The sequence below is a fragment of the Rhodoferax sp. genome (assembly GCF_011391645.1).
Taxonomy (GTDB): Bacteria; Pseudomonadota; Gammaproteobacteria; order Burkholderiales; family Burkholderiaceae_C; genus Rhodoferax.
This window is the reverse complement of the sequence record NZ_JAABQC010000024.1, coordinates 17,396-31,756: the sequence shown is the minus strand read 5'-3', so window position 1 is coordinate 31,756 and position 14,361 is coordinate 17,396. Positions and strand designations below refer to the sequence as shown.

The following is a 14,361-nucleotide window of genomic DNA, read 5'->3' as shown; positions in this document are numbered from 1 at the left end:
TGAAATGTAGGTGCATTACAAGTGGGCGCACAGAATGCGTTCCATCAATCAGCCTGACCGGCAAACACCTGCGCTGCTGGGATCGTTCGGCGGTGGCGCGCTTCGCCAACAGATTACCTTGACTTTGAATGACCGCTTCCAACCCCGCCGTGCACCCGCAATGGGCACGATGCCGAATGCCACGAATGGCGTCTCACTGGGGTTGAATTGGACAGCCGGAAAGCTGCCCGCCGTGAACGGCTCCAACGGGTCTGGAACTGCCAGTGCCAATGGAAAAACCGTTGCCGGAGGCAACTCAACAAAGTTTCCTGGGCCAGCGGTATACCACCCCTTGAAAACAGCTAAATTTTCAACCGGTCAAAGCCGACCCGGCCGCTGGCGGCGGTGATGTTGGCCAACCGCTGGGCCATGTCAGTCGTTACCTGGTCCCAGGTGAAGCGCCACGACCAACAGCCCATGGTTCCAGGCGTGTTCATGCGGTGCGCGCTGCCCAGCCCCAGCACATCCTGAAACTGGCACAGCGACAAGCGCGCGACTGAAAAACTGGCAGCGCGCACCATGCCCCAATGCGCATCCTTGCCATCGCTGCCCAGGTAGTGTGTGGCAAAAGCGCGCTCATGCGCACTGCAACTGGCCCACCAGCCGGGCACGGTGTCGTTGTCATGGGTGCCGGTGTAAACCACCGTGTTGGGCTCAAAATTGTGCGGCAAGTAGGCGCTGCCGGCATCGCCCGAAAAGGCAAATTGCAGCACCCGCATGCCGGGGAAACCGGTGCGCTGGCGCAGCACATTCACCTCGTGCGTGATGATGCCAAGGTCTTCGGCGATGATGGGCAATTCGCCCAGCGCGGTCGAAAGCGCAGTAAACAGGGCCTCCCCTGGCCCGGGCTGCCAGCAACCTTTGACGGCGGTAGGTTCGCTGGCCGGGATTTCCCAGTAATCGACAAAGCCCCTGAAGTGATCAATGCGCACCACGTCAGCCAGGTACAACTGACGGCACATGCGCTCAATCCACCAGCGGTAGCCATCGGCAGCCATGGCCGCCCAGTCGTAAAGCGGGTTGCCCCAGCGCTGGCCGGTGTCTGAAAAATAGTCGGGCGGCACACCCGCCACCACCTGCGGCTGACCGGTTGCGTCGAGTTTGTAAAGATCAGGCCGGGCCCAGCAGTCGGCGCCGTGGTGCGCCACAAAAATCGGCAGGTCACCCACCAGCCGCACACCCCTGCCGTGGGCATAGTTTTTGATGGCCTGCCATTGCACGTCAAATTGCCACTGCACAAAGCACCAAAAAGCAATTTCATGGGCATGACTGGCCTGCGCGACTTCCAGCGCAAGCGTGTCACGACGGGCCAGCGCTGGCGGCCATTCGGGCCACAGCAACGGGCTGTAAGCCTGATCGAGCGCCATGAACAAGGTGTAGTCCTCCAGCCAGGATTGCTGACCCAAGGCCCAGGCGGACAACTCGGCGCGTTCCTGCTCCGTGGCCTGCAACTCAAAACCGGCAAAAGCCTCGCGCAGCTTTTGCAGCCGCCAGGGGGTCACGGCCGCATAGTCAATTTGCTGCTCGTCCCATGGCTGCTGCAGACCTTCGGCATCCAGCCAGCCGCGTTGCGCCAACGGCTCAAAGGCCACCAGCATCGGGTTGCCGGCAAACGCCGAACTCCCCATGTATGGCGAATCGCCCGGTCCCACGGGTCCGAGTGGCAAAGTTTGCCAAAGCGTCTGCCCGGCCGTGTGCAGCCAGTCGATGAAAAAATACGCATTTGGGCCAAGGTCGCCCATGCCATGCGGCCCGGGCAACGAGGTGGGGTGCAACACCACACCGGCGGCGCGCTGCGCCATCCACGAATCAGCCATGCGTCATGCGCTCCAAAAAGTAAACATCAACAAGAAAATGCCACGCGACCCGGCAACTCATGAGAGCAAGCGATGGTACAGCGCCACATATTGCGCCGCTGCCTTGTTCCAACCCAGGGACTGCTGCATGGCCCGCTGACGCACATTGCGCCACTCGCTTTTGCGTTCATACAGCGCCCAGGCACGGCGCATGGCACGCGCCAGCGCCTCGGGCGTGAAAGCATCAAAAACAAATCCATTGGCTGTTTCATCGGCCAGGTTTTCCAGCGCACAGTCAACCACGGTGTCGGCCAGCCCGCCCACGCGGTGCACCAGCGGCAAACTGCCATATTTAAAACCATACATTTGCGTCAGGCCGCACGGCTCAAACCGCGATGGCACCAGAGTGACATCGGTGGCGGCAAAGATGCGGTGGGCATGGGCTTCGTCATAGCCAATGCGCACCGAGACGGCTTGCGGGTGCGCGGCTGCCCGCGCCAGGAACGCATCCTCCAGCGCCGCATCACCGGTTCCCAGCACCACCAGTTGCCCACCCCGCGCAATCAGTTCATCCAGCACCGCCAGCACCAGGTACAGGCCTTTTTGCTCGGTGAGGCGGCTCACCAAGCCAAACAGCGGCACATCGGGTTTGACTGCCAGGCCCAGTTGCTGCTGCAGCGCGGCTTTGCAAAGCGCCTTGCCGGCCGGCTTTTTGGCATCGAAAGCGGCGGGAATGGTTGCGTCGGTCGCCGGATTCCACACCGCCTCGTCCACCGCATTGAGGATGCCGCTCAGCTCATGGGCGCGGGAGCGCAGCAGGCCGTCAAGGCCGCAACCCTGCTCCGGCGTCTGGATTTCCCGCGCGTAAGTGGGGCTGACCGTGGTGATGTGGTCGGCGTAGTAAAGCCCGGCCTTCATGAACGACAACTGGCCATGGAACTCCAGGCCGTTGACCGAGAAGGCCTGCGTGGGCAAACCCAGATCAAAAAAATGGATCGGTGCAAAAACGCCCTGGTAGGCCAAGTTGTGCACGGTGTAAACGCTGGCCACCCGCCGGCCCTGCGTAGGCCCGAAGGCCAGGTAAGCCGATGTCAGCGCGGCGTGCCAGTCATGGCTGTGCACCACGGCCGGCCGCCAGTGGCTGTCGAGCCCGCACGCCAGCTGCGCAGCCACCCAGCCCAGCAAGGCAAAGCGCAGGTGGTTATCGTGGTGCGCCTGGCGCTGGGCATCTTCGTAAGGCGTTCCGGCACGCGCATAAAGATCCGGCGCGTCAATCACGTAGGCCGCGATGCCCAGGCTGCCCAGCACGCCCTGGCGCAGCTGCACGCGCTCGCCCCAGGGCGCGGTCAGTTCGGTCAACACGCTGTCCGACTGCAGGTCGGCCAGGATGGGCGCAAACCCCGGCAACAGCACCCGCACCGCACAGCCCGAAGCATTCAGGGCAATCGGCAGGGCGCCGGCAATGTCTGCCAGACCGCCTGTTTTGAGCAGCGGAAAGATTTCGGCGCTGACCTGCAACACTTTCATGGCAACTTCTCTTTACGTCAATTGAGCCAACATATCGCGGGTGATCAGCACCACGCCACCTTCGCTGCGCTCAAAGCGCTGTGCGTCCAGCACCGGGTCTTCGCCCACCACCAGTCCTTCGGGCAACTCGCAACCCCGGTCAATCACCACTTTTCGCAGGCGGCAATGGCGGTTGATCGTCACATCGGGCAGCACCACGGCCTCGTCGATGAAGCAGTCGGAGTGCACCCTCACCTCGGAAAACAGCACCGAATGCGCCACATGGGAGCCCGACACAATACAGCCGCCCGACACCACGGTGTTGGCGTAAATGCCATGGTTGCCGTCTTTATCGGGCACAAATTTGGCTGGCGGCAACTGGCGCTGGTAGGTCCAGATCGGCCAGTCGGTGTCGTAAATATCGAGTTCGGGCACCGTGGACGCCAAGTCCAGGTTGGCCGACCAAAACGCGTCAAGCGTGCCGACATCGCGCCAGTAGGGCTCAGCGCCTTTGACCCGCGAAATGCATGACAGGCCAAACGGATGCGCCAGCGCCCGGCCGTCAGCCACCGCCTGGGGAATCACGTTTTTGCCAAAGTCATGCTCGGACAGGGGATTGGCCAGATCTTTTTCCAGCAACTGGTAGAGGTAATCGGCATTAAAAATGTAAATCCCCATGCTGGCCAGCGACACCGCGTCATTGCCCGGCATGGCAGGCGGATCTGCGGGTTTTTCAATGAATGCGGTGATCTGGCGCGCCTCATCGATGGCCATCACCCCAAACGCGCCGGCCTCGGTCCGCGGCACCTCGATGCAGCCCACCGTGCAACCCGCGCCCTGTGCCGCATGGTCCTTGAGCATGATCGAGTAGTCCATCTTGTACACATGGTCGCCCGCCAGGATCACGATGTAATTGGGCTTGCTGGCGCGGATGATGTCGATGTTCTGGAAGATGGCATCGGCAGTGCCACGGTACCAATGCTCCTCACCCGCGCGCTGCTGGGCGGGCAGCAGATCAACCATTTCATTGAGCTCGGCGCGCAAAAAGCTCCAGCCGCGCTGCAAGTGGCGCATCAGGGAATGTGATTTGTACTGCGTCACCACCGCCATGCGCCGGATGCCCGAATTCAGACAATTGGACAGGGCGAAGTCAATGATGCGGAATTTGCCACCAAAGTAGACAGCCGGTTTGGCGCGCATGTCAGTCAATTGCTTGAGCCGCGAGCCACGCCCGCCAGCCAAGATCAGAGCCACCGTGTGCCGCACCAATTGGTGGGTTTCCAGCGTTCTTTTTTCAAAATGCACCATGAATTTCCCTTGTTGTTTGAATCTGTTGAAGCTGTGACGGCCTGATCACAGGCTGATTTGACTTGCCACTGGCATCAGGTGGCCACCGTGGGCCCCATCATGCCGGTGCGCGCCCTGATGCCCGCCACCTGCTCAGCCACAGCCGCCAGCTCAGCCAGCGCCTGCTGCACCGGCTGGTCCTGCCGCGCCACATCGGCCTCATAACGCTCCAGGTAAAGCCGCAGCGTGGCGCCCTCGGTGCCGGTGCCCGAGAGCCGGAAAATGACGCGTGCGCCATCATCAAAAATCAGCCGGATGCCCTGCTGGCTCGACACCGAGGCGTCAACCGGGTCGGTGTAGGCAAAATCGTCAGCCAACACCACCTGACGGCCACCCAACTGACGCCCCGACAAACCGGGCAAGGCGGCGCGCAAATCGGCCATCAAGGCGTTGGCCGCATCCACGGCGATGCCTTCATAGTCATGCCGGGTGTAGTAATTGCGGCCATAGACACGCCAATGCTCGCGCACCAGGGTCTCCACCGAACAGCCGCTGGCGCCTTGCAGGCTGAGCCAGAAAAGAATGGCCCACAGCCCGTCCTTTTCGCGCACATGGCTGGAACCGGTGCCATAACTCTCTTCGCCGCACAAACTCACGCGACCCGCATCGAGCAGGTTGCCAAAAAATTTCCAGCCGGTGGGGGTCTCAAAACAGGGCAAACCCATGGCTTTGGCCACCCGGTCAACCGCTGCCGACGTGGGCATCGAGCGCGCCACCCCGAGCAAGCCGCTCCGGTAGCCCGGAATCAGCCGGGCGTGCGCCGTCATCAGCGCCAGGCTGTCAGAGGGCGTGACCACAAAGTTGCGGCCCACCACCATGTTGCGGTCGGCATCACCGTCCATGGCGGCGCCAAAGTCTGGGGCATCGGCAGCGCTCATGTGGGCAATCAGGTCTTCCGCGTTGACCGGATTGGGGTCAGGGTGCAGGCCGCCAAAGTCTTCCAGCGGCTCGGCATTGACCACAGTGCCCACCGGCGCGCCCAACTCACCCTCAAGAATGGCCCGGGCATAAGGGCCACCCACGGCGTTCATGGCATCCACGCGCACCCGGAAACCGCGTTGAAACATGCCGCGCAGCATCTCAAAGTCAAACAATTCACGCATCACCGCGGCGTAATCCGCGACCGGGTCAATCACTTCAAGCTGCATGTTTTCGATCTGCTGCAGGCCCGGGCGATCGATGTCGACATCGGGTGCATCGCTGCAGCGCAGTTCACGCACCAACTGGGTGCGGGCATACACCGCCTCGGTCAGCGCCTCATTGGCCGGACCGCCATTGCCCGCGTTGTACTTGATGCCAAAGTCGCCATCGGGGCCGCCGGGGTTGTGGCTGGCCGACAGCACGATGCCGCCAAAGGCCTGGCGGCGCCGGATCACGGCACTGACCGCAGGCGTCGACAAAATGCCGCCGCGCCCCAGCAGCACGCGCGCCACGCCATTGGCCGCCGCCAGCTTCAGGATGGTTTGCACGGCCACGCGGTTGTAAAAGCGGCCGTCACCGCCCAGAACCAGCGTCTGGCCTTTCAAGGCCTGACCGTCAGCACCGGTGGCATTCAGCACATCCAACAGCGCCTGGACAAAATTTTCCAGGTAATGAGGCTGTGTGAACACAGTCACTTTTTTTCGCAAACCTGAGGTACCGGGACGCTGTCCGGCAAAGGGCTGGGTGGGGATTGTCTTAATAGCCATGATGGAAACACCTGATGCAACTGTGACCACTTGAATTTAGCACCAATTTGCGTCTTAAACCGGCGCCGCCCAGCCTTTAAAATAGCCAGATTCCCGCGGTTGAATCGCTCGACCCAGCCATGCCCGGCCAAGCCCGGGGCAGAGGCCAAACGGGCTTGCGCCAACCCCAGACTTGAGAATTCCCTGTGACCTACGCTTTTGAAACCCGCCGCCGCCGCACTTTTGCCATCATCTCGCACCCCGACGCGGGCAAGACCACACTGACTGAAAAACTGCTGCTGTTCTCGGGCGCCATCCAGATCGCCGGCTCGGTCAAGGCGCGCAAGGCCACGCGCCATGCCACGTCTGACTGGATGGAGATCGAGAAGCAGCGCGGCATCTCGGTGGCCAGCTCGGTGATGCAGATGGTGTACCGCGACCACGTCATCAACCTGCTCGACACCCCCGGTCACAAGGACTTCTCTGAAGACACCTACCGCGTGCTCACGGCGGTGGACTCGGCGCTGATGGTGATCGACGCGGCCAACGGCGTCGAATCACAAACCCGGCGCCTGATCGAGGTCTGCCGCCAGCGCGACACGCCCATCATCACCTTCATCAACAAGATGGACCGCGAGGTGCGCGACCCGCTAGACATTCTGGATGAGGTCGAGCGCGAACTCGGCATGCCCTGCGTGCCCATGACCTGGCCCGTGGGTCAGGGCAAGAGCTTTGGCGGCATCATCAATTTGCGCACCCAGACCATGACGGTGTTCGAGTCCGGCTCGGAGCGCCTGCCGCACGACTTCGAGGCCATGCCGCTGTCCAACCCGGACGCACTGCAAAAGCGCTTTGGCCACGAGTGGGATACCGCGCTGGAAAGCATGGAGCTGGCCACCGGCGCCTCGCCCAGCTTTGACCGTGAGGCCTTTTTGGCTGGCAAACAGACCCCGGTGTTCTTCGGCTCGGGCGTGAATAACTTTGGTGTGATGGAGGTGCTGGACGCGCTGGTTGACCTGGCGCCCTCGCCCGGTCCGCGCACCAGTTCGTTCGTGGTCAACAAGCAGCCGGTCATCAAGCAAGTGCAGCCCGAAGACGACGCTTTTTCAGGCGTGGTGTTCAAGGTGCAGGCCAACATGGACGCCAACCACCGCGACCGCATCGCCTTTGTGCGCATTGCCAGCGGCAAATATGTGCCGGGCTTGAAACTCAAGGTGATGCGCACCAGCAAAGAGCTGCGCCCGACCAGCGTGGTGACCTTCATGAGCCAGCGCCGCGAGGCGGTCGAAGAAGCCTATGCCGGCGACATCGTCGGCTTTACCACCCACGGCGGCGTGCAGCTCGGCGACACCATCACCGACGGCTCGGTGAATCTGCTGTTTACCGGCCTGCCGTTTTTTGCCCCCGAGATGTTCATGACCGTGGTGCTGAAAAACCCGCTGCGCACCAAACAGTTGCAGCAAGGGCTGGCGCAGTTGGGCGAAGAAGGCGCGATCCAGGTGTTCAAGCCCGAGATGGGCGGCAACATGCTGCTCGGTGCCATCGGCCAGTTGCAGTTTGAGGTGGTGCAGCACCGCCTCAAAGGCGAATACGACGCCGATGTGCGGCTGGAGAGCAGCCAGTACACCGGCGCGCGCTGGATCACCGCCGACTCGCCCGCCGAACTCAAGGAATTTGTCTACGCCTACCCGCAGCGCATGGCGCGCGACGCCGCCGACACCCTGGCCTACCTGTGCACCAGCCCGTATGACGTGCGGCTGGCGCAGGAGCGCTTCCCCAAAATCCACTTTCATCCGCTGCGCGAACATGCCGGACTCGCGCTGCAGTCAGCGGGATAAATCTTGCGACAAGGCTTGCTGAGCGTCTTTGGCTCCACCCTGTTCCAGCTTTCCGGCATTTTCATGCTGTCGCCGCTGCTCTTGTTGCTGCTCAAAAAAGCCGACGTTTCCACCACGGTGGCCGGGCTTTTTGCGGCCACCACCTGGCTGGGTATTTTTATCGTCACGCCCTTTGCCTCCCTGGTCACCCACCGGCTGGGGCGGCGCACCGCCATGTGGATCGCCTCCACCTTGCCAATGGTTGCAGCCATTGGCTTCATGCTCACCGATGTGCTGTGGGTCTGGTTTGCGCTGGAGCTGATGGCCGGCGTGGCGGGTGGCTTGCGCTGGGTGCTGGCGGAGGCCTTCATTGCCGAATTTGCACCGCCCGGACAGACCGGCCGCTACATTGGCGCCTATGCCACCATGGTCGGGCTCACCTTTGTCATCGGTCCGGTGCTGCTGGCCTGGGTCGGCACCGACAGCGCCGCGGCATTCGGGCTGGTGATCGCGCTGCTGGCCGTCGGCCTGGCCTGGACCGCGCTGATACCAGCGCTTCCGCCAGACCCAGACCACCACACGGCGGGCATTGGCTGGCAGGGACTGATGCGCGCGGTGCGGGCCCAGCCGGTCATCATGCTGGCGGGTTTTGTGGGCGGCTTTTTTGAACTCGGGTTGGCCTCCATCCTGCCGCTTTACGGCCTCACCCTGGGCCTCGGTGCCAGCGGCGCGGCTTTGCTGGTGTCGGTCAGCGGCTTGGGCGGCATGCTGGCGGCTCTGCCTGCGGGCATGCTGGCAGACCGCTTCACCACCCCGGCCCACGGGCGGCGAACCTTGATGGCGGTGTGCGCTGCAGTCATTTTGTTGTCCACCTTTGCCCTCCCCTGGGCCGCCAGGGCGCACTGGCTGATCTGGCCGATGGTGGGCATCTGGGGTGCCGCAGGCGGCGCGCTCTACACCCTGTCCATGATTGACATTGGTGCGCGTGACAAAGGCATCGTGCTGGTCAATGCCACCGCCGTGCTGGTGCTGTCCTACACACTGGGCGGGCTGGTCGCCTCCAGCGCATCCGGCGCCTTGCTTGAGGCATCATTCGCATTTGGCTTTCCGGCCCTGTTGATGGCGGTGGCGGCGATTGGTCTGACGGCACTGGTCAGAAACAGGCGCGCCAAGGCCGCTTGAAGTTACAGTGAGACGATTCACCATCGGGGAATTTCCATGTTTTTTGCCACCGACCTCGACACCGTCACCCATGGCATCCAGCTTGCCGTGGCGCCCGTGTTTCTGCTCACCGCCGTGGCCGGCATGATTGGCAGCGTGGCCGGGCGACTGGCGCGCATCATCGACCGCGCCCGCATCCTTGAAGATCGAATCGATGCAGCCCCACACATCGATCCCATGACCTCCGCCTTTGAAGAGCTCAAGCAACTTCGCCAGCGCGGCGCATTGGTCAATGCGTGCATTGCGCTGCTGACGTTTTGCGCCATTCTGATCGGTCTGACCATCATGGCGCTGTTTCTGGGCGAGACCACCGAATGGCAGATCTTTCGCATTGCCACCATCCTGTTTCTTTCTGGCGTGACCTGCTTTTTGCTGGCCCTGCTGTGCTTTCTGACCGAAACACTGATTGCCACCCGTATTCTAAAATTTGGCCGAAAATTGCCCGGCCCGCCAGAACAACCCGAGTGACCCAACATGCCCTCCACGCCCAAGCCACCAACCCTGTTAACCAGCCACTTGTCGCGCCAGCGGGTTTTTGCCCAGCTCAGCAGCAAAAGCCGTGAGGCCCTGGCCGGCCAATTCACGCTGGCCAGCGCAACAGCGGGCGCGACACTGCTCGCGCAGGGTCGGCTGCCCGACCGGCTGGGCCTGATCCTGAGCGGCAGCGCGCGCTTGAGTGACCCTGACCTGAACTTGTCGGTGCAGCTCGAAGCCGGCGACCTGTTTGGTTTTGGGGCCACGCCAGCGCCGCAACTGGCGACCTGGCAGGCTGTGGCCGGGTCCGATTGCGAACTGGCCTGGCTGCCGGCTGAAGTGCTGGTCCAGCTGTGCGCCAAACATCCTCAACTGGCTTTCTTTCTGCCTTCATATCAGGCGGCGCATCAACCTCAGGAGGCGCAGACGCCACAGGTCACCGAATCCAGCAACGCGCTGAACCTGCTGAGCACGCCCATTCGCACCCTGATCAAGCGCGCGCCCATCACCGTGACCCCCGACACCTCAATTCAGGCCACCGCAGCGCTCATGCGCGACCTGCGGGTGTCGTCGGTGCTGCTGGTCGAGCAGGGTTTGCTGTTTGGCCTGGTGACCGACCGCGACCTGCGCAACCGCGTGGTCGCACAGGGGCTGGACATCAGCCATCCGGTGTCAGACATTGCCACCCTGGCACCCATGACCGTGAGCGCCAACAGCCCGGCGTTTGAAGCCCTGCTGCTGATGGCGCGCCACAACATCCACCACATCCCGGTGATGGAAGGCGGCGACATTCTGGGCATGATCACCGCCACCGACCTGACCGAACAGCACAGCACCTCGGCGGTGTATCTGGCCGGTGACATCTACAAACAAAGCACGGTCGATGGCCTGAAAGCCATCAGCACCCGCATCAAGCAGTTGCAGCAACATCTGGCCGCAGCCGACGCCAGCGCCTACAGCACCGGGCACATCATCACCTCCATCACCGATGCCATCACCATCCGCCTGATCAACCTGGCCGAGGCGCAGTTTGGGCCGGCCCCGATTGACTACGTCTGGGTGGCCGCCGGCAGCCAGGCGCGCAACGAGCAAACAGCCAAGTCCGACCAGGACAACTGCCTGATCCTTGACGATGCCTTTGACGAAGCCACGCATGGCGCTTACTTCAAGGCGCTGAGCAAATTTGTCTGTGACGGCCTGGCCGAGTGCGGCTACATCCACTGTCCGGGCGACATGATGGCCATGACCGACCAATGGCGCCAGCCGCGCCGGGTTTGGGCCGAATACTTTCACGTCTGGGTTGACCAGCCCAAGCCCAAGGCGCTGATGTTGACCTGCGTGTTTTTTGACCTGCGCGCCATCCATGGCAAGGCCGACTTGCTTGACGGCCTGCGCCAGCAGGTGGTGCAGCGCACCAAGGGCAACAGCCTGTTTCTGGCCCACATGGTCAGCAACGCGCTCAAGCACCGGCCGCCGCTGGGCATGTTTGGCCAGATCACGCTGAGCAAAGGCGGCGACAACCCGCACACCATTGACCTCAAGCACACCGGCATCGTGCCGATTGTGGATTTGGCGCGCATTTACGCGCTGGCAGCAGGTGTCACGGTGGCCAACACCCATGACCGGCTTGAGGTGTCTTCACAAGCGGGCGAGGTAAGCGCGCAAAGTGCCCGCGACCTGCGCGATGCGCTGGAGTTTCTGGGCAAGCTGCGCATTGCCCACCAGGCGCGCCAGACCAGGCAAGGCAAGGCACCCGACAACTTTTTGGCGCTGGAGGAACTGTCCAACTTCGAGCGCAGCCACCTGAAAAACGCATTCAGCGTGGTGCAAACGCTGCAAGATGTGCTCAAGCAACGTTATTGACTTTTGCAAAACAACCGTCAGCCCGCACCCATCAGGGAGCTGGCAGCCACCTTGGATCGGGCTCAGGCCAGAGCGCAGCAGGCTCAGTACTTGAGCCGCGCGTAATAGGTCTTTTGCGCGGCTTCCCGGGCCTGGCGCAGGGTGGTGATGCCCATGGCCTGCAACAACGGTAACAGGCGCAGCCAGACTTCTGCCGTCACAAACGCATCGCCCAAAGCCGTGTGGCGACCCAGCACCGTGATGTTGAAACGCTCGGCAATGGCCTCCAACCGGTGCGACTCCTGATTCGGATGCACCACCGCTGACAACAGCAGGGTGTCGAGCACCGGGTGATTGAACACCAGGCCGGTGTGGCGCTCTTGCAGTTGCAAAAACTTCATGTCAAAGGCGGCGTTGTGCGCCACCAGCACGGTGTCCTGGGCAAAGGTATAAAAGGCCGGCAACACCTCGGTGATGGGCGGCTTGCCCTTGACCATGTCCTGGGTGATGCCATGAATCGGGATGGTGGCCGCCGGAATCAGCCGGCCCGGGTTGACCAATTGCTCAAAACTTTCCTGGCGCAGCAACTTGCTGTTGACAATGCGCGCCGCACCGATTTGAATGATCTCGTCACCCTCGGACGGGTTCAGCCCGGTGGTTTCGGTGTCAAACACAGTGAACGACAGTTCGCTGAGCAGGCGGTCTTCGAGCGCGTGGCTCTCGTCGGTCGCGGCAAACAGGTCAAAGTCGTAATACTCCGGGCGACTGTCGTTGTGCAAGATTTGCGTGGCCTCAAGCTGCTCCTGCACACTGGCCAACGGCAGCAAAAACCTGAAAAAAGCTTCATGGCGCGTCCGCTCACGCTCAAACCACATCTCGCCGCCGTGGCGCTCCACCACGTCACGCACCGTCAGTGGCGTGCTCTCGGCGCCAAAACGCATGCTGTCCATTTCCCAGCTCATCACGGTTTCGGTGCTCATGGCCTGGCCGGTCCAGATCAGGTCGAGCTGAGCCCGGTTGCCTGATGGCTGCAGCCGCAGCCGGAAAAATTTGACATCAAACTCGTCCACCAGCCGCATGGCCAGGTAGTCAAGCGCCTGCGTCAGACTGAAGCTGTCCACCTTCAGCCAGACACTGGCATCCAGATTTTCCAGCGTGACGGTGCGCTTGTTGCGCGCCTCGATGCGGCGCTGGCTGGCCAACAGCACGTCGGCGCCCAGCATTTCCTCCAGCGGCCAGCGGGCCTTCAAGCCCTCGGACGCCTTTTGAGTCATGGCCGAAATACGCTCACTCTGGTTGCTCACCTCTTCGCGCACCACGGTCAAAAAGCGCTCGCGCATGTCGGCGTCCAGGTCCGGGTAGGCCAGCATGTCCACGGCCGCCTGAATGTTGGCCAGCGATGAGCGGCTGCCCTCGGTGAGCCCGTGCAGCAACTGGTCACGCGTGTGCTCGGCTTCAAAGGCCCGGGTCACGTTGTCCAGCATCAACACAAAACCGCTGATCTCAGCCGTGCCACCCGCCGCGTCATCATTGCGCACCGGGGCCATTTGCACTTTCAGCAACTGGCCGGCCTGTGTGGTGGTGACAAACTGGGCCGACGGGCTGCCTGCGCCACGGCTCACCCGCTGCTGAATGCTCTCCAGCGCGTGGGCCACCAACTGGCGGTCAAACACGGCGTAAATGGACCGCCCAATGCCCACCAGCTCGGCGCCTCCGGCCAGCGTGGGCGCCACAGAGAGCGTCTTGAACTGCAAACGGGCGCGGTTGTTGTAGAGAATGATGCGGCCATCCAGGTTGCACACCACCACACTTTGGGTCAGTTCCGACATCAGTGCCGCCAGGCGGTTTTTTTCCTGCTGCACGCCGGCACTGGCCTGGGCGATTTGGGTGGCCACATCCTCACGCAGGCTGTCACGCTGCGAGGCGAGCTGAAAAATCACTTCCGCCAGGGCTTTGGTTTCTTTGGTTCCCTCGTGGTTCATGGGGGCGGCCCTGGGCGCGGCCAACAACACCTGGGTTTGCTCCACCAGGCGTGCCGGAGCCGAGGCATAACGCCGGAACAGCCAGCGCAGCGTGGCTGCAATACTGAACAGGCCAAACACCCAGGTCATGGCAATCAAGACAAAACGCGGTGCCAACTGCTCCATCACCAGGGCGCGTTGCTCTGGCTCCAGGGTGGAGCCGATCAGACCAATGGTCAGCAGCAGCCAGACCACGGTGGCCAGCCCGATCACGGCAATGGCCAGAATCAGCCGACGGTCAAGTCTCATGCTGAGCCACCCAGCATCTGCGCCACTTTCAGCACCAGCTCACGGGTTGAAAAGGGCTTGGTCATGTAGGCATCGGCGCCCAGGGCCGTGCCCTTGGCCACGTCGGTGTCACGGCCCTTGGCGGTGAGCATCAGGATTTTGACGCCCTGCAGGGCGTCATTGGCACGCACTTCCTGGCACACCTCAAAGCCGGACTTTTTTGGCATCATCACATCCAGCAGCACCAGATCGGGCAATTCACGTGTGATCGCCTCAAGTGCCTCCTGGCCGTCGCGCGCAATCACCACGGTATAGCCTTCGCGCTTGAGCAGGTACTCCAGCGAAATCACAATGTTGGGCTCGTCGTCGGCCACCAGTATCTTTGGACTCATCTCGCTCTCCT

The 14,361-nt window shown here is 62.3% G+C and carries 10 protein-coding genes; 4 read left to right on the top strand and 6 right to left on the bottom strand.

All coding sequences use genetic code 11. From position 1 onward, the window contains the following. Nucleotides 1-341: 341 nt before the first annotated feature. The 4 genes from malQ to GPS82_RS05125 form a co-directional block, all read right to left on the bottom strand. Nucleotides 342-1,856 carry a 4-alpha-glucanotransferase gene (gene malQ / locus GPS82_RS05140; RefSeq protein ID WP_296491757.1) on the bottom strand — a complete coding sequence of 505 codons (1,515 nt, stop codon included), beginning with the start codon at nucleotides 1,854-1,856 and terminating at the stop codon, nucleotides 342-344. Between the two features lie 57 nt (nucleotides 1,857-1,913). Next, the gene (gene glgA, locus GPS82_RS05135) at nucleotides 1,914-3,362 is read right to left on the bottom strand and encodes a glycogen synthase GlgA (protein WP_296491755.1); all 1,449 of its coding nucleotides are present in this window, start codon (nucleotides 3,360-3,362) and stop codon (nucleotides 1,914-1,916) included. 12 nt (nucleotides 3,363-3,374) lie between these two features. Beyond that, complete coding sequence (gene glgC / locus GPS82_RS05130; protein ID WP_296491753.1) at nucleotides 3,375-4,649, bottom strand: glucose-1-phosphate adenylyltransferase; 1,275 nt, start codon at nucleotides 4,647-4,649, stop codon at nucleotides 3,375-3,377. A gap of 74 nt (nucleotides 4,650-4,723) precedes the next feature. Next, nucleotides 4,724-6,376 carry an alpha-D-glucose phosphate-specific phosphoglucomutase gene (locus tag GPS82_RS05125; protein WP_296491751.1) on the bottom strand — a complete coding sequence of 551 codons (1,653 nt, stop codon included), beginning with the start codon at nucleotides 6,374-6,376 and terminating at the stop codon, nucleotides 4,724-4,726. A gap of 185 nt (nucleotides 6,377-6,561) precedes the next feature. Between GPS82_RS05125 and GPS82_RS05120 the strand changes: the two genes are divergently transcribed. Genes GPS82_RS05120 through GPS82_RS05105 form a run of 4 tightly spaced genes read left to right on the top strand, consistent with a single transcriptional unit; the run spans nucleotide 6,562 to nucleotide 11,730 of the window. Continuing rightward, on the top strand, nucleotides 6,562-8,193 hold the full coding sequence (locus tag GPS82_RS05120; protein ID WP_296491749.1) for a peptide chain release factor 3: 1,632 nt from the start codon (nucleotides 6,562-6,564) through the stop codon (nucleotides 8,191-8,193). A 3-nt stretch (nucleotides 8,194-8,196) separates the two neighbouring features. Beyond that, nucleotides 8,197-9,354: an MFS transporter gene (locus GPS82_RS05115; RefSeq protein WP_296491746.1), complete on the top strand. Its 1,158-nt coding sequence runs from the start codon at nucleotides 8,197-8,199 to the stop codon at nucleotides 9,352-9,354. A 36-nt stretch (nucleotides 9,355-9,390) separates the two neighbouring features. Beyond that, a complete protein-coding gene (locus tag GPS82_RS05110; RefSeq protein WP_296491744.1) occupies nucleotides 9,391-9,861 on the top strand; it encodes a DUF2721 domain-containing protein in 471 nt (156 codons plus the stop codon). 6 nt (nucleotides 9,862-9,867) lie between these two features. Next, entirely contained in the window at nucleotides 9,868-11,730 is a 1,863-nt protein-coding gene (locus tag GPS82_RS05105; protein ID WP_296491741.1) for a putative nucleotidyltransferase substrate binding domain-containing protein, read from the top strand. Between the two features lie 83 nt (nucleotides 11,731-11,813). On the opposite strand, the gene GPS82_RS05100 is transcribed toward GPS82_RS05105, so the two are convergent. Together GPS82_RS05100 and GPS82_RS05095 are read right to left on the bottom strand one after the other, a co-directional pair. After that, on the bottom strand, nucleotides 11,814-13,979 hold the full coding sequence (locus tag GPS82_RS05100) for an exonuclease domain-containing protein (protein ID WP_296491739.1): 2,166 nt from the start codon (nucleotides 13,977-13,979) through the stop codon (nucleotides 11,814-11,816). Then, a complete protein-coding gene (locus tag GPS82_RS05095) occupies nucleotides 13,976-14,350 on the bottom strand; it encodes a response regulator (protein WP_296491737.1) in 375 nt (124 codons plus the stop codon). Before GPS82_RS05095 ends, GPS82_RS05100 begins: the two co-directional genes overlap by 4 nt. Nucleotides 14,351-14,361: the final 11 nt, after the last annotated feature.